This window comes from Pseudomonas sp. PGPPP1, assembly GCF_002255865.1.
GTDB lineage: Bacteria > Pseudomonadota > Gammaproteobacteria > Pseudomonadales > Pseudomonadaceae > Aquipseudomonas > Aquipseudomonas cremoris.
Window position 1 is genome coordinate 54,375 of record NZ_NKIG01000012.1, and the last position, 15,698, is coordinate 70,072.

Here is a 15,698-nt window from a genome sequence, read left to right on the forward strand (position 1 = left end):
CCATGTTGCTCAGCTATCTGCGGTTGGTGTTGTTTGCCATTGGTTTGTTGGTTGGCGTGCAAGTGCCGGGGTTTATCAACGACTACGCCAAGCGTGTCGAAGCTCATCTGATCGAGGCTCAGACCGGGTTGCGCGGGTTTGACTCCACCGCCCAGCAGTTCTTCAACGGAGACTTGAAGGCATTGGTTGCGCATTACCGTGCCAGCGATGACCCGGTGTTCCAGAGCGACGCCAGCAGCCTGGGCGCCATGCTTGACCGCCAGGTGGCGTTGGACAAGCAGTTCCAGGCGATGCAAGGCCCGTGGTACATCCGCGCGCTTCAAGTGGCGGTGGCGGCCGATCCAGACATTCGCCAGGAGACCTGGAATGGCTACAGCTACCAGATCCTGCTCACGCCCGAGGCCATGGGCTGGGGCTTGGGCGGGGCGATGTTGCTGTCGTTCGGCATCGAATGCCTGTTCCGGCTGATCGACTGGGTGGTGTTGGGCGGTAAGCGCTTGCGCCAGAGCCGACCCATCGAAGAGCGTGACCTGAAAGGTCTCTAAAGCCCAACGCGGTCAAATGTGGGAGCTGGCTTGCCTGCGATAGCGGTCTGCCAGATGACACAACTGTGGCTGGTTCACCGCTATCGCAGGCAAGCCAGCTCCCACAGTTTTTAATCTGATTTCGTCAGTAGCATCCGCTCTTCACCGACTTCTTCGGCATACCGTGCCACCACTTTCTGACACAACCCCACAATCTCCTCCACCAACTCCACCCCCACCCGCCACGACACCACCACCTGCAAATTCGGCAGTTTCTGCGTCATCGGCAACATCACCAATTCCCCCCGCGCCAGTTCTTCCATGACCAGCACCGGCGGCAGCGCGCCGATGCCAAAGCCGTCACGTAGCAACCGGGTGATCGCCGACACCGAATTCACGCAGTTCATCCGCGGCGCAGCCACGCCGTTGGCCTGCATCAGGCTAAGCACGTCCTGATGCGGGTGGGAGTTTTTCGAGTAGGTAATGATGCGCTCCTGAGCCAGTTCGGCGAGGGACGCGTAGTCGCGGTGGTAGATCGATTGGCTGGCGACGATCCACGCCATGGGGTGGCTGGCCAGCTCCAGGCTGCGTACGGTTTCGAGGCGCAGCAGGTCGGTTTGCAGGATCAGGTCGAGAAAGCCTTTTTGCAGCTGATCGCTGAGGTTCAGTGCAGTATCGGCGACCAATTCAATTTCAACCAACGGGAAATGGTCCATCAATTCGGCCACCAACGGGCTGAGCCAGGTGTGAATCACCGTGTCCATCGCACCGATGCGAATGCGCCCGACCTTGCTGCTGGTGGTTTCCAGGGACTGCTTCAACCCCTGCATGGTCACCATCATCTGCTCGGCGTAATCGAGCACCTTCAAACCTTCCGGGGTGAGGCTTACGCCGCGTGAATCGCGTAGAAACAACTTCACCCCCAGTTCGCTTTCCAGCACGGCAATGCGGCTGGAGATCGACGCCTGGGTGGTGAACAACTTCTCGGCAGTCAGGCGAAAGCTCTTGAGCTTGGCCACCCAGACGAAGGTTTCGAGGAACTTCAAATTCATGGGATCAACTTTTTCTTATGCATGGATCGGTTTTTATTAGTTGGACGCCGCACGGTGTCGGCGCCAAAAATCGAGTTATTCCACGATAAGCGTCGTTGGGGGCTCAGGACAAGTTGCGAGTTCTGCGTAAAAAATCCCACACTACAAAAAAATAAAGCCTACAGGAGCACCCTACCGTGAGCCGCCTTCTACTGAACTGTGACATCGGCGAAAGCTTTGGCAACTGGACCATGGGCCTGGACGCCGAGGTCATGCCGTTCATTGATTGCGCCAACGTGGCCTGCGGCTTCCATGCCGGCGACCCGAGCATCATGCGCAAGACCGTCAGCCTGGCGCTCAAGCACGGCGTGCAAGTGGGCGCGCACCCGGCGTACCAGGACCTGCAAGGCTTCGGTCGCCGCTCCATGGCCTATACCTCCCAGGAAATCCAGGACCTGTTGCACTACCAGATCGGCGCCCTCGACGGTATTTGCCGCGCGCAAGGCGGCCGCGTCAGCTACGTCAAACCCCACGGCGCGATGTACAACGACATGATGGCCAACCCGGCGCAATTGCGTGCGGTGATCCAGGCCGTGGCGGCGTACGGCGACCTGCCGCTGATGCTGCTGGCCACCCGCGACAACAGCGCAGCCCAGGCGTTGGGCGATGAATTCGGCGTGGTCCTGTGGTTCGAGGCCTTCGCTGACCGTGCCTACGACACACAAGGCCACTTGGTTTCGCGACAGTTGCCCGGCGCCGTGCACCATGATTCCGACACCATCGTGCAGCAAGCCCTGACCATTTCCCGCAGCGAACCGCTGATTGCCAGTGACGGCACCCCGCTGGTCCTTCAAGCCAACACCTTGTGCGTGCACGGCGACAACGCCAGTTCGATCGCCGCCGTGCAGCGTATTCGCGAGGCGTTGAAGCCCGCATGAAGCCAAGGATTGAAGTAGTCGCCATCGACTGCCTGATGGTGCGTTTATTTGATGTGATCGCCGAAGCCAATATGCCGTGGATGCTCGCTGCCACTCAGCGCTTGCGCGAAGGGTTTGGTGATGCGCTGGTGGACCTGGTGCCGTCCTACACCACCTTGATGGTGCATTACGACCTCACTGCGTTGAGCCCCGCCCAGGCGCGAGCATTGATCGAGCACGCCCTGACCGACCTGCAACCCCAGGCCCAGGGCAGTGGCCAGTGCCATGTGTTGCCGGTGTGGTACGACCTGAGCGTCGGGCCCGAGTTGACCTTGCTCAGCCAGCGCAGCGGCCTGTCGGTGCACGACGTGATCCGCCGCCACAGCGCCCATGAATACCAGGTATTCGCCCTCGGCTTTGCCCCCGGTTTTGCCTTTATGGGGCTGGTGGATGAAATCCTCGCCACGCCTCGCCTCAGCACACCGCGTAAACGTGTGGCAGCCGGCAGTGTCGGTATCGCCGAACGGCAAACCGCCGCTTACCCAGTGGTATCGCCGGGCGGCTGGAACCTGATCGGCCGCACCCCAGCCAAATTGTTCGACCGCGAACGCGACGGCTACAGCCTGATGCAGCCCGGCGATACGGTGCGCTTCGAGCCCGTCGATCACGCCGAATTCATCAACCTGGGTGGCGATGACACGCCGTTGGAGGCGCAGGCATGAGCCGCATGTTGATCGAGGCCAGCACGCCGCTGTGCCTGTTGCAGGACGCTGGCCGCTTTGGCGTGCGCCACCTGGGTGTGACCCAGGGCGGTGCGTTGGATTGGGTGTCGATGTCGTGGGCCAACTGGCTGCTGGGCAATGCGCTCGATGCGCCAGTAGTGGAAATTACCTTGGGCGGTTTTACTGTGCAGGCCGAGGGCTATTGCCTGCTGGCCCTGGCCGGTGCGGACCTGGGCGCCTATATCGACGAGCGCGCCATCAGTCCCGGTCGCAGCTTCATTCTGCAAAAGGGCCAGCGCTTGCGCTTCACCCAGCCGTTCAACGGTGCACGGGTTTACCTGGCTGCGCCGGGCGGGTTTGATGCGCCGGATGTGCTCGGCAGCTGCGCCACTGTTGTGCGTGAGGAGCTGGGCGGTGTGGATGGGTTTGGCAAGGCGTTGGCCGAAGGCGGGCGCCTGGTCTATTCCGGAACGGGGGGGGCGATGAAAGTGCTGGGCGATCCAACGCTACCGGCCAAGGCACCGTTGGATGTGATTGTCGGCGCCCAGATCGGCCAATTCAGCGGGCAGAGCCTGTTCGATGCGTTCAACACCGACTGGTCGTTGGACAGTCGCGCCGACCGCATGGGCATGCGCCTGTTGGGCACGCCGTTGCAGTACCAGGGGCCGTCGTTGATTTCCGAAGGCATCCCGCTGGGCGCGATCCAGGTACCGCCTGATGGTCAGCCGATTGTGTTGCTCAATGATCGGCAGACGATTGGTGGTTACCCGCGTTTGGGGGCGTTGACGCCGTTGTCGCTGGCGCGGTTGGCGCAGTGCTTGCCAGGGGAAAAGGTACGGTTGGCGCCGGTGGTGCAGGAGACAGCACACCAGCAGCACCTCAACTTTTTGCAGCGCTTTAAATAACAGTGCAATTCAAAAATGTGGGAGCGGGCTTGCTCGCGAATGCGGTGGGTCAGCGAATACATCTTTGACTGATACACCGTCTTCGCGAGCAAGCCCGCTCCCACATTTGGATCTCCATTTATTTGGAAAGAAAGCGCATCCCTTCTTCCAGCCCGCGAAGCGTCAGCGGATACATCTGGTCTTCCACCAACTCCCGCACAATCCCCGTCGAGGCCGTGTAGTCCCAGGTGTCCTTCGGGTACGGGTTAATCCAGATCAGCTTCTTGTACTTGGCCATGAAGCGCTGCATCCACACATACCCCGGCTCTTCGTTCCAGTGCTCGACGCTACCCCCGGCCTGAGTAATCTCATACGGCGCCATCGACGCATCGCCGATAAAGATCACTTTGTAATCCGCGCCGTATTTGTGCAGCAGGTCCTGGGTTGAGGTGCGTTCCGAGGTGCGGCGCTGGTTGTTTTTCCACACCGATTCGTACACGAAGTTGTGGAAGTAGAAGTACTCCAGGTGCTTGAACTCGGTCTTGCAGGCCGAGAACAGTTCCTCGCAGATCTTCACGTGGGCATCCATCGACCCGCCGATATCGAACAACAGCAGCAGCTTGATGGTGTTACGTCGCTCCGGACGCATCTGGATATTCAGCAAGCCGGCATCGCGTGCGGTGTGATCGATGGTGCCGTCGATGTCCAGCTCTTCGGCAGCCCCTTGGCGTGCGAACTTGCGCAGCCGGCGCAGGGCGACCTTGATGTTGCGCGTGCCCAGTTCCACTTGGTCGTCGAGGTTCTTGTACTCGCGCTGGTCCCAGACTTTCACCGCCTTGCCCTGGCGCTTGCCGGCGTCGCCCACACGAATGCCTTCCGGGTTGTAGCCGCCGGAGCCGAACGGGCTGGTGCCACCGGTGCCGATCCATTTGTTGCCGCCGGCGTGGCGTTCCTTTTGTTCTTCCAGGCGCTTCTTGAATTCCTCGATCAACTTGTCGAGGCCGCCGAGGGACTGGATCTGCGCACGTTCTTCATCGCTCAGCGAGCGCTCGAACTCCTTGCGCAGCCACTCTTCGGGGATCAACGCCTGCAGGTGATCGTCGAGCTTTTCCAGACCGTTGAAGTACGCGCCGAAAGCCCGGTCGAACTTGTCGAAATGGCGCTCGTCCTTCACCAGGATCGCCCGGGCCAAGTAGTAGAACTCGTCCATGTCGGCGAAGGTCACGCGCATTTTCAGCGCGTTGATCAGGTCGAGCAGCTCGCGCACCGACACCGGCACCTTGGCGGCGCGCATTTCATTGAACAGGTTGAGCAACATTAGCGGTTACCGCGACGGCTCATGAACGCCAGACGCTCCAGCAACTGCACGTCTTGCTCGTTCTTCACCAAGGCACCGGCCAACGGCGGGATCGCCTTGGTCGGGTCGCGTTCGCGCAATACGGCTTCGCCGATGTTGTCGGCCATCAGCAATTTGAGCCAGTCCACCAGTTCGGAGGTCGAAGGTTTCTTCTTCAAGCCTGGCACTTTGCGCACGTCGAAAAACACGTCCAGCGCTTCGCTGACCAGGTCTTTCTTGATGTCGGGGTAGTGCACATCCACGATCTTTTGCAGGGTGGTGCGGTCGGGGAAGGCGATGTAGTGGAAGAAGCAGCGGCGCAGGAACGCGTCCGGCAGCTCTTTTTCGTTGTTGGAGGTGATGATGATGATCGGGCGTTTCTTGGCCTTGATGGTCTCGTCGATTTCGTAGACGTAGAACTCCATCTTGTCGAGTTCTTGCAGCAGGTCGTTGGGGAACTCGATGTCGGCCTTGTCGATCTCGTCGATCAGCAGGATCACCCGCTCTTCGGACTCGAACGCCTCCCAGAGCTTGCCCTTTTTCAGGTAATTGCGTACGTCGTGCACCTTGTCCACACCCAGTTGCGAGTCGCGCAAGCGGCTCACCGCGTCGTACTCGTACAAACCCTGATGGGCCTTGGTGGTGGACTTGATGTGCCAGGTGATCAGCTTGGCACCGAAGGATTCGGCCAATTGCTCGGCAAGCATGGTCTTGCCGGTGCCGGGCTCGCCCTTGACCAGCAGCGGCCGCTCCAGGGTGATGGCGGCGTTGACGGCCAGTTTCAGGTCATCGGTAGCCACATAGGCCTGGGTGCCTTCGAACTTCATCGGTGTTTCCTCGCATTCATCAATGCCCGGACTATACCGCGCAGCCCCGGCGACTGTGAACGCAGACGGGTTATTCAGTCTCTGAATGGGCGGTCACGGCACAATCTGGCGGTGCACCCTTGTTTGACCCTGGCACAAATCCAACTGTGGGAGCTGGCTTGCCTGCGATAGCGGCGGAGCGGACAACACACCTTTAATTGACAGACCGCTATCGCAGGCAAGCCAGCTCCCACACTTTAGTCTGTGCTCGGCTTGGGTTGTTCGTAGCGTGCGGTGAAGGCCTGGATGAAGCCGTTGCGCAAAATCGCCAAAAACGCGGAAAACGCGCTGGCATTTTGCTGATGCACGCTGCCGCTGAGCTCTACACGGGTGGCGAATTGGTTCTTTTGCTGGTTTTTCAACACGGTTTCACTGGCACCGACCACTGCCTCCCAGATCGAGCGGAAGATGTTCTTGTCTTTGTTTTCAACGTCCTGCTTCCAGTCGAACACTTCCACGTCCCGCAGCAGTGGCTTGATATAACCGGTGAGTTGGCCTTTTTCGGCCTGGGCTTCGATGACAACGTCGCCGGTGCCGGCCTTGAAGTCGAACTTGCCGTAGGCCGAAGCAAAGTCGTTCATGCGTTTGAGTTGCAGGTCCTTGGCGCGGAAGCGGAACTCGAAGTTCTCGAAATTGCTCAGCGGGTCAAAGGTGGCGGTGGCTTCCAATGGCGCCTGGCCTTGCAGCAGCGCCTTGCCTTCGAAACGGGCGTCGCGTTTGCCTTTGACGTCGACCACGTTGGTCAGGTTGTAGAAGCTGGCATTGACCTGGGTGGCGTTGATGTTCACCGGTGGCTTGGAACTGAAGTTGCGAAAGGCGATCTTGCCGTCTTCGATGCGCACTTCATCGAGGGTGATCGGCAGCAGTTTGCCCAATTGGGCACGCCAGTCGGTGCCTTTACCGGTCTGGGAGGCCTGCTTGTTCGCGCCGCCGTCGACGAAGTTCACCTCGGGGTTGATAAAACGCACCCTGGCAACCACCGCATGGTCGTTGATCAGTGAGGGCCAACTCACCGCCAGGTCGATCAGCGGCGCTTTGACGAACGGTACCGGCACCTTGCCGTCGACCTTGGTGATCTCCAGGCCGTTGATCCTGTACGCGCCGCGCCACAGGGCCACGTCCACATCGGAGACCTGGCCGCGGTAGTCGCCCATATCGGCAAGCTTGTCATTCAGGTAGTTACGCACCAGATAGGGCAGGGCGAGGTCCAGGACGACCAGCACCACCACCAGCCCGGCGACGATCCATAGCAGCCAGCTGTAGCGACGTTTCATTGGGTTGTTCTCCCGTGCATGTAGGAGATGGACTCTTGTGGGCGGCGCAACGTTCCTCTGACTGGACGCGTTGCAACACGAGGCATACCCTTGTGGCCTTCCTGAAATCGCCAAATAGGACCCGTCATGAGCCGTATCTTTGCAGACAACGCGCACTCCATCGGTAATACGCCCCTGGTTCAGATCAACCGCATCGCACCGCGTGGCGTGACCATCCTGGCCAAGATCGAAGGGCGTAACCCAGGCTACTCGGTAAAGTGCCGCATTGGTGCCAACATGATCTGGGACGCGGAAAGCACCGGCAAACTCAAGCCGGGCATGACCATTGTAGAACCGACGTCGGGTAACACCGGGATCGGCCTGGCGTTTGTTGCCGCTGCCCGTGGCTACAAGTTGCTGCTGACCATGCCGGCGTCCATGAGCATCGAGCGTCGTAAGGTTCTCAAGGCCTTGGGCGCGGAACTGGTACTGACCGAGCCAGCCAAGGGCATGAAGGGCGCCATTGAAAAGGCTGCTGAAATCGTTGCCAGCGACCCGGCCCAGTACTTTATGCCGGGCCAGTTCGAAAATCCGGCCAACCCGGCGATCCACGAAAAAACCACCGGCCCGGAAATCTGGAACGACACCGATGGCGCAATTGACGTGCTGGTGGCGGGCGTGGGCACCGGTGGCACCATTACCGGTGTATCGCGCTATATCAAGAACATTGCAGGCAAGCCGATTCTGTCGGTGGCCGTCGAGCCGATTGTGTCGCCGGTGATTACCCAGGCGCTGGCCGGTGATGAGATCAAGCCCAGCCCCCACAAGATCCAAGGCATCGGCGCCGGTTTTGTGCCCAAGAACCTCGACCTGTCGATGGTTGACCGGGTGGAGCTGGCGAGCGATGAAGAGTCCAAGGCCATGGCCCTGCGCCTGATGCAGGAAGAGGGCATTCTGTGCGGTATCTCGTGCGGCGCGGCGATGGCCGTGGCGGTGCGTCTGGCCGAGAAACCGGAGATGCAGGGCAAGACCATCGTGGTGATCCTGCCGGACTCCGGTGAGCGTTACCTGTCGAGCATGCTGTTCAGCGATTTGTTTACCGAGCAAGAAAACCAGGCTTGATTTGAGTCAGCGCCGATAACCCGGGCCTTCTGCATACTGGCCCAACTGTTTATCATGGCCGGCTGCTATGTCTGCTGTTGGCTAGGCGCTTATTTTCAGGAGTTGCTGCATGACCTTTTCTTTGGCCGCCAAACTGTCGGTGCTGGCGTTATTTATAGGCAGCACGCTGTATGTGCACTTGCGCGGCAAGGCCCGTTTGCCGTTGTTGCGCCAATTCGTCAACCATTCGGCGCTGTTCGCCCCGTATAACGCCTTGATGTACCTGTTTTCGGCGGTACCGTCCAAGCCGTACCTGGATCGCAGCAAATTCCCGGAACTGGACGTGCTCAAGGACAACTGGGAAGTGATCCGCGAAGAGGCGATGCACCTGTTCGACGAGGGTTACATTCGCGCCGCCGAAAAGAACAACGACGCCGGCTTCGGTTCGTTCTTCAAGAAGGGCTGGAAGCGTTTCTACCTCAAGTGGTACGACAAGCCACTGCCATCGGCCGAGGCGCTGTGCCCGAAAACCGTGGCCCTGGTCAGCAGCATTCCCAACGTGAAAGGTGCGATGTTCGCGCTGTTGCCGGGTGGCAGCCACCTGAACCCGCACCGCGACCCGTTCGCCGGTTCCCTGCGTTATCACTTGGGGTTGTCCACGCCAAATTCCGACGACTGCCGCATCTTCGTCGACGGTCAGGTCTACGCCTGGCGCGACGGTGAAGACGTGATGTTCGACGAAACCTACGTGCATTGGGTGAAAAACGAGACCGAACACACCCGTGTGATCCTGTTCTGCGACATCGAACGGCCGCTGAGCAATGGCCTGATGACCCGCGTCAACCGCTGGGTCAGCAAGCAGCTGGGTCGTGCGACTGCACCACAGAACCTGGATGACGAGCGTGTAGGCGGGATCAACCAGGCGTATGCCTGGAGCAAGACCTTCAGCGACAAGTTCAGTGGAGTGGTGAAGCAGTGGAAGCGCAAGCATCCCAAGGCTTACCGGATTGCGCGGCCAGTGCTGGCGGTGGTTGTGCTGGTGCTGCTGTGGAAGTGGTTGTTCTGATCAGAGCACTATCAAAACTGTGGGAGCTGGCTTGCCTGCGATAGCGGTATGTCAGTAAAACCCATGCTGGCTGGCTTGCCGCAATCGCAGACAAGCCAGCTCCCACATTTGATCTCCAGTGTTATTTAGCTGGCGATCAGCTGGCGAAGTACATAGTGCAAGATGCCGCCCGCCTTGAAGTACTCCACTTCATTCAGCGTATCGATCCGGCACAACACCTCGACCTTCTCCGTACTGCCATCCTCCCGCGTAATCACCAGTGTCAGGTTCATCCGAGGCACGATCTCAGCGCCGGTCAGCCCCAGGATATCGATCTTCTCCTTGCCGCTCAGCTTGAGTGTCTTGCGGTTCTGATCCAGCTTGAACTGCAACGGCAACACGCCCATGCCCACCAGGTTGGAACGGTGGATGCGCTCGAAACTCTCGGCGATCACCGCTTTTACCCCCAGCAAGTTGGTGCCTTTGGCCGCCCAGTCGCGGCTTGAACCCGTGCCGTATTCCTGGCCCGCGATCACCACCAGCGGCGTGCCCGAGGCCTGGTATTTCATCGACGCATCGTAGATCGCCATTTTCTCGCCGGTCGGGATATACAACGTGTTGCCGCCTTCCTCGCCGCCGAGCATTTCATTGCGGATACGGATATTGGCAAACGTGCCGCGCATCATCACTTCATGGTTACCCCGGCGTGAGCCGTAGGAGTTGAAGTCGCGTGGCTCCACGCCTTGTTCGCGCAGGTAGCGGCCGGCGGGGCTGTCGGCCTTGATATTGCCAGCGGGGGAGATGTGGTCGGTGGTCACCGAATCGCCCAGCAGGGCCAGTACGTTGGCGGCCCGGACGTCTTTGATCACCGGCAAAGGCCCGGAGATATCGTCAAAGAACGGTGGGTGCTGGATGTAGGTGGAGTCCTTCTGCCACACGTAGGTCGCGGCTTGCGGTACTTCGATGGCCTGCCATTGCTCATCACCGGCAAACACCTCGGCGTATTCTTTGTGAAACATGCCGGTGCTGACCTGTGCCACGGCGTCGGCAATTTCCTTGCTGCTAGGCCAGATGTCCTTGAGGTACACCGGCTTGCCGTCCTGATCGTTACCCAGCGGCTCGCTGCTGATATCAATGCGCACGGTGCCGGCCAACGCATAGGCCACCACCAGCGGCGGTGAGGCCAGCCAGTTGGTTTTTACCAGGGGGTGCACGCGTCCTTCGAAGTTGCGGTTGCCGGACAGCACCGAAGCCACGGCGAGGTCGGCTTTCTGGATGGCCTTTTCAATCGGCTCGGGCAACGGACCGGAGTTGCCGATGCAGGTGGTGCAGCCATAACCCACCAGGTCGAAGCCGAGCTTGTCGAGGTACTGGGTGAGCCCCGCCGCCTTGTAGTAGTCGGTGACCACTTTGGAGCCAGGGGCCAGCGAGGTTTTTACCCAGGGCTTGCGCGTCAGGCCTTTTTCCACGGCTTTTTTAGCCACGAGCCCGGCAGCCATCATCACGCTGGGGTTGGAAGTGTTGGTGCAGGAGGTGATCGCGGCGATCACTACGGCGCCGTTTTTCAGGCGATAGGTGTGGCCGTCGTACTCATAGTCGGTTTCGCCCACCAGATCGGCATTGCCCACGGCGACACCGCCACCGCCTTCGCTTTCCAGGCGGCCTTCTTCCTTGTTGGTGGGTTTGAACTGCAGGTCGAGGAAGTCACTGAACGCCTGGCCGACATTCGGCAATGCCACGCGGTCCTGCGGGCGCTTTGGCCCGGCGAGGCTGGCTTCGACGCTGCCCATGTCGAGTGCCAGGCTGTCGGTGAACACTGGCTCCTGGCCCGCGTTGCGCCACAAGCCCTGGGCTTTGGTGTAAGCCTCCACCAACTTCACGGTTTCTGCCGGACGACCGGACAGGCGCAGGTAGTCCAGCGTCACCTCATCCACCGGGAAAAAGCCGCAGGTGGCGCCATATTCCGGGGCCATGTTGGCGATGGTGGCGCGGTCCGCCAGGGACAGGTCGGCCAGGCCGTCGCCGTAAAATTCGACAAACTTACCCACCACGCCTTTTTTGCGCAGCATCTGGGTCACGGTCAGCACCAGGTCGGTGGCGGTGATGCCTTCCTTCAATTTGCCGGTGAGCTTGAAGCCAATCACTTCCGGGATCAGCATCGACACCGGCTGGCCGAGCATCGCCGCTTCCGCTTCGATCCCGCCCACGCCCCAGCCGAGGACGCCGAGGCCGTTGATCATGGTGGTGTGGGAGTCGGTGCCCACCAGGGTGTCGGGGAACGCATAGGTGCGACCGTCTTCGTCCTTGGTCCACACAGTGCGGCCCAGGTATTCGAGGTTGACCTGGTGGCAGATGCCGGTGCCCGGTGGCACTACGCTGAAGTTGTCGAAGGCGCTTTGGCCCCAGCGCAGGAAGGCGTAGCGCTCGCCGTTGCGCTGCATTTCGATGTCGACGTTCTGCTCGAACGCGTCAGCGTTGCCGAACTTGTCGACCATCACTGAGTGGTCGATCACCAGGTCCACCGGCGACAGCGGGTTGATGCGCTGCGGGTCGCCACCGGCCTTGGCCACGGCGGCGCGCATGGCGGCCAGGTCGACCACGGCGGGCACGCCGGTAAAGTCCTGCATCAGCACGCGGGCGGGGCGGTATTGGATCTCGCGGTCGGACTGGCGCTCTTTGAGCCAGGCGGCAATGGCCTTGAGGTCGGCGCCGGTGACAGTCTTGTTGTCTTCCCAGCGCAGCAGGTTTTCCAGCAGCACCTTGAGGGACATTGGCAGTTTGTCCAGGTCGCCCAGGCTCTTGGCGGCTTCGGGCAGGCTGAAGTAGTGGTAGGTTTTAGTGTCTATTTCAAGGGTCTTAAGGGTTCTCAGGCTATCAAGCGATGACATGACGCGACTCCTTATGGTCCGCACGGCTACGGACCTGACGGGACGAACAGAGCTATCACGTTAGCCCTGTTTTCATTAGCAGGCTAATAACTGGACTCTATGGTTAAGTCCAAGGTTCCGAACTCAGCTATCATGCGCGCGTTTTCATGACAGACATTGCGATAGCGCATCGTCTGTCGAGTCACCAGGAGAGTTGATGAACACCCTTTTTATGCACTGCCGCCCGGGTTTTGAAGGTGAAGTCTGTTCCGAGATCGCGGAACACGCCGCGCGCCTGAACGTTTCTGGCTATGCCAAGGCCAAGACCGGCAGCGCCTGCGCCGAATTTGTCTGCACCGAAGAAGACGGCGCCCAGCGCCTGATGCACGGCCAGCGCTTTGCCGAGCTGATCTTCCCAAGGCAGTGGGCGCGCGGGGTTTTTATCGACCTGCCGGAAACCGACCGTATCAGCGTCATCCTTGCCCACCTGCAAGGCTTCCCGGTGTGCGGCAGCCTGTGGCTGGAGATGGTCGACACCAATGATGGCAAAGAGCTTTCGAACTTCTGCAAGAAATTCGAAGTGCACCTGCGCAAGGCGTTGTTGAACGCCGGCAAGCTGGTGGACGATCCGAACAAGCCGCGCCTGCTGCTGACCTTCAAGAGTGGCCGCGAAGTGTTCATGGGCCTGGCCGAGTCGAACAACTCGGCGATGTGGCCGATGGGTATCCCGCGCTTGAAATTCCCGCGTGAGGCGCCGAGCCGCTCGACCCTCAAGCTGGAAGAGGCTTGGCACCACTTCATCCCTCGCGACCAATGGGACGAACGCCTGCATGGCGACATGACCGGTGTCGACCTCGGCGCAGCACCCGGCGGCTGGACCTGGCAACTGGTCAACCGTGGCATGTTGGTGACCGCCATCGACAACGGCCCCATGGCCGAAAGCTTGATGGACACGGGCCTGGTGCAACACTTGATGGCCGACGGCTTTACCTTCGTGCCCAAGCAGCCGGTGGACTGGATGGTGTGTGACATCGTCGAGAAACCTGCGCGCAATGCCGCACTACTGGAAACCTGGATCGGTGAAGGGCATTGCCGCGAGGCGGTGGTGAACTTGAAGTTGCCGATGAAACAGCGATATGCCGAGGTGAAGCGTTTGCTGGAGCGCATCGAGGAGGGCTTCAAGGCGCGGGGCATTCGGGTGGAAATTGGCTGCAAGCAGCTGTACCACGACCGTGAGGAAGTGACCTGCCATTTGCGTCGGCTGGAAACGGCCAAGAAACCCAAGAACCGCTGATCGCAAGCCCAGCACCGCTCAAAATGTGGGAGCTGGCTTGCCTGCGATAGCGGTATAACTGTCGATACCTATGTTGAATATGCCCCGGTCATCGCGGGCAAGCCCGCTCCCACATAAGGGCGGGCCGGTTTAAGGAGTGAGAGATGAGCCAACCCCAGGATCTACCCGTCGACGGCACCTTGGACGCCACCGGCCTCAACTGCCCCGAGCCGGTGATGATGCTGCACCAGCACATTCGTGACCTGCCGCCAGGCGGCTTGCTCAAGGTGATCGCGACCGACCCGTCCACCCGTCGCGATATTCCCAAGTTTTGCGTATTCCTGGACCACGAACTGGTGGATCAGCAGGAACAGGCCGGCACTTACCTGTACTGGATTCGCAAGAAGTCCGCCTAACCGGGCGCCTTGGCTGCGCGGATGTAACGGCGTGCACTGCGCGCCAGGCGCACCAGCAGCATCCCCGCTGCGCAACTCAGGCCCACGATCAGCCCTTGCCACAAACCGCTTGGGCCGCTGGGTTCGCCGAACCAGTCGGTCAGCCCCAGCGCGTAACCTACCGGTAGCCCCACGCCCCAGTAGGCAAACAGCGTCAGCACCATGGTTACCCGGGTGTCCTGATAGCCCCGCAACGCACCGGCAGCCGTGACCTGGATCGAATCGGAAAACTGGAACAGCGCGGAAAACACGATCAACGTCGAGGCCAGGTGAATCACCACCGGGTCCGGGGTGTAGATCGCGGCAATCTGCTCGCGAAACACCAGCATCAGGCTGCACGACAGGCAGGCGTACGCCAACGCCGTACCCATGCCGATTCCTGCCGCGAAGCGCGCTTCACGCGGCTCGCCACGGCCCAGGGCCTGGCCCACGCGTACGGTGACGGCCATGCTCAGTGAGTAGGGAATCATGAACACCAGGGAGCTGACGTTCAGGGCGATCTGATGCCCCGACACCACCGTGGCCCCCAGGCTGCCGATCAGCAGGGCGATCACCGCGAAGATGCTCGACTCGGCAAAGATCGCGATGCCAATGGGCAGGCCGATGCTCAGCACGCGCTTGATCACCGCCCATTGCGGCCAGTCGAAACGCTTGAACAATTCACTGCTCTGGTAAGCCGGGCCAAAACGCGTCCAGCCCGCCAGGCCGAGCATCATCACCCACATCGCAATGGCCGTGGCCCAGCCACAGCCGACGCCGCCCATGGCCGGCACGCCCAGGTGGCCATAGATGAAGATGTAGTTCAGCGGAATATTCAGCGCCAGGCCACACAGGCCCATGACCATGCTCGGCCGGGTGCGTCCCAGGCCGTCACTGAAGCAGCGCAACACGTAATAGAAGGCGATGGCCGGCATGCCGGCGGCGATCCCGTGCAGGTAGCCCATGGAGGGCTTGATCAAGTCGGCCTCAACCTTCATCGCGTGCAAAATAGGTTCGGCGCACAACAGCAACAAGGCGGCTGTGATCCCCACCACCAAGGCCAACCACAGTGACTGACGCACCAATGGCCCGATCTCACTGAATTGACCGGCGCCATAGCGCTGGGCGACTTTCGGCGTCGTGGCCAGCAACGTGCCGGTCATCAGCAGGTACACCGGAATCCAGATCGAATTGCCCAGGCCCACCGCCGCCAGATCCTGCGGGCTGACTCGCCCGGCCATCACCGCGTCGACAAAGCTCATGGCAGTGGTGGCCAGTTGGCCGATCATGATCGGCAGGGCGAGCTTCAGCAGGTCGCGCACTTCCCGGCTGATGCGGGCAGGGCGGGTGAGGAGGGCGGTGGCAGTGTTCACGTACGGGTGTCCAGGAATAAGGGGGGAACGCAAGGACGGCGGATTCTACGCCTTGACACACTGGTCAGGAAA

14 protein-coding genes are annotated in these 15,698 nt (G+C 60.5%); 8 read left to right on the top strand and 6 right to left on the bottom strand.

Annotated features, from left to right (window positions below):
- Nucleotides 1-2: 2 nt before the first annotated feature.
- The gene (locus CFE47_RS15155) at nucleotides 3-545 is read left to right on the top strand and encodes a DUF2937 family protein (protein WP_286838164.1); all 543 of its coding nucleotides are present in this window, start codon (nucleotides 3-5) and stop codon (nucleotides 543-545) included.
- A gap of 110 nt (nucleotides 546-655) precedes the next feature.
- Here the strand turns inward: CFE47_RS15155 and CFE47_RS15160 are convergent, their stop codons facing one another.
- On the bottom strand, nucleotides 656-1,576 hold the full coding sequence (locus CFE47_RS15160; RefSeq protein ID WP_286838165.1) for a LysR family transcriptional regulator: 921 nt from the start codon (nucleotides 1,574-1,576) through the stop codon (nucleotides 656-658).
- A 176-nt stretch (nucleotides 1,577-1,752) separates the two neighbouring features.
- Between CFE47_RS15160 and CFE47_RS15165 the strand changes: the two genes are divergently transcribed.
- Genes CFE47_RS15165 through CFE47_RS15175 form a run of 3 tightly spaced genes read left to right on the top strand, consistent with a single transcriptional unit; the run spans nucleotide 1,753 to nucleotide 4,099 of the window.
- Complete coding sequence (locus tag CFE47_RS15165) at nucleotides 1,753-2,493, top strand: 5-oxoprolinase subunit PxpA (RefSeq protein ID WP_286838166.1); 741 nt, start codon at nucleotides 1,753-1,755, stop codon at nucleotides 2,491-2,493.
- Entirely contained in the window at nucleotides 2,490-3,194 is a 705-nt protein-coding gene (gene pxpB, locus CFE47_RS15170) for a 5-oxoprolinase subunit PxpB (protein WP_286838167.1), read from the top strand. Before CFE47_RS15165 ends, pxpB begins: the two co-directional genes overlap by 4 nt.
- Nucleotides 3,191-4,099, top strand: a complete 909-nt coding sequence (locus tag CFE47_RS15175; protein ID WP_286838168.1) for a 5-oxoprolinase subunit C family protein — start codon at nucleotides 3,191-3,193, stop codon at nucleotides 4,097-4,099. The genes pxpB and CFE47_RS15175 overlap by 4 nt, the downstream gene beginning before the upstream one ends.
- Nucleotides 4,100-4,217: 118 nt before the next feature.
- On the opposite strand, the gene CFE47_RS15180 is transcribed toward CFE47_RS15175, so the two are convergent.
- The 3 genes from CFE47_RS15180 to CFE47_RS15190 form a co-directional block, all read right to left on the bottom strand.
- Nucleotides 4,218-5,396, bottom strand: coding sequence for a vWA domain-containing protein (locus tag CFE47_RS15180; RefSeq protein ID WP_286838170.1), 1,179 nt, complete (start codon nucleotides 5,394-5,396; stop codon nucleotides 4,218-4,220).
- Entirely contained in the window at nucleotides 5,396-6,241 is an 846-nt protein-coding gene (locus CFE47_RS15185) for an AAA family ATPase (RefSeq protein ID WP_003210690.1), read from the bottom strand. Before CFE47_RS15185 ends, CFE47_RS15180 begins: the two co-directional genes overlap by 1 nt.
- Nucleotides 6,242-6,477: 236 nt before the next feature.
- Nucleotides 6,478-7,554, bottom strand: coding sequence for a DUF748 domain-containing protein (locus tag CFE47_RS15190; protein WP_185709392.1), 1,077 nt, complete (start codon nucleotides 7,552-7,554; stop codon nucleotides 6,478-6,480).
- Between the two features lie 126 nt (nucleotides 7,555-7,680).
- Between CFE47_RS15190 and cysK the strand changes: the two genes are divergently transcribed.
- Both cysK and CFE47_RS15200 read left to right on the top strand, forming a co-directional pair.
- Nucleotides 7,681-8,655, top strand: coding sequence for a cysteine synthase A (gene cysK / locus CFE47_RS15195; RefSeq protein WP_286838171.1), 975 nt, complete (start codon nucleotides 7,681-7,683; stop codon nucleotides 8,653-8,655).
- 109 nt (nucleotides 8,656-8,764) lie between these two features.
- Nucleotides 8,765-9,700: an aspartyl/asparaginyl beta-hydroxylase domain-containing protein gene (locus CFE47_RS15200; protein ID WP_286838174.1), complete on the top strand. Its 936-nt coding sequence runs from the start codon at nucleotides 8,765-8,767 to the stop codon at nucleotides 9,698-9,700.
- A gap of 125 nt (nucleotides 9,701-9,825) precedes the next feature.
- On the opposite strand, the gene acnA is transcribed toward CFE47_RS15200, so the two are convergent.
- Complete coding sequence (acnA, locus tag CFE47_RS15205) at nucleotides 9,826-12,567, bottom strand: aconitate hydratase AcnA (RefSeq protein ID WP_286838177.1); 2,742 nt, start codon at nucleotides 12,565-12,567, stop codon at nucleotides 9,826-9,828.
- 196 nt (nucleotides 12,568-12,763) lie between these two features.
- Here acnA and rlmM point away from each other — a divergent pair, with 196 nt between their 5' ends.
- Both rlmM and tusA read left to right on the top strand, forming a co-directional pair.
- Nucleotides 12,764-13,840 (top strand): 23S rRNA (cytidine(2498)-2'-O)-methyltransferase RlmM, encoded by a 1,077-nt coding sequence (gene rlmM, locus CFE47_RS15210; RefSeq protein WP_286838179.1) that lies wholly within the window; start codon nucleotides 12,764-12,766, stop codon nucleotides 13,838-13,840.
- 143 nt (nucleotides 13,841-13,983) lie between these two features.
- Nucleotides 13,984-14,235: a sulfurtransferase TusA gene (gene tusA / locus CFE47_RS15215; protein ID WP_286838181.1), complete on the top strand. Its 252-nt coding sequence runs from the start codon at nucleotides 13,984-13,986 to the stop codon at nucleotides 14,233-14,235.
- Here the strand turns inward: tusA and CFE47_RS15220 are convergent.
- Nucleotides 14,232-15,626 (bottom strand): MATE family efflux transporter, encoded by a 1,395-nt coding sequence (locus CFE47_RS15220; RefSeq protein WP_286838183.1) that lies wholly within the window; start codon nucleotides 15,624-15,626, stop codon nucleotides 14,232-14,234. The two genes, tusA and CFE47_RS15220, sit on opposite strands and share 4 nt — an antisense overlap.
- Nucleotides 15,627-15,698 lie beyond the last annotated feature (72 nt).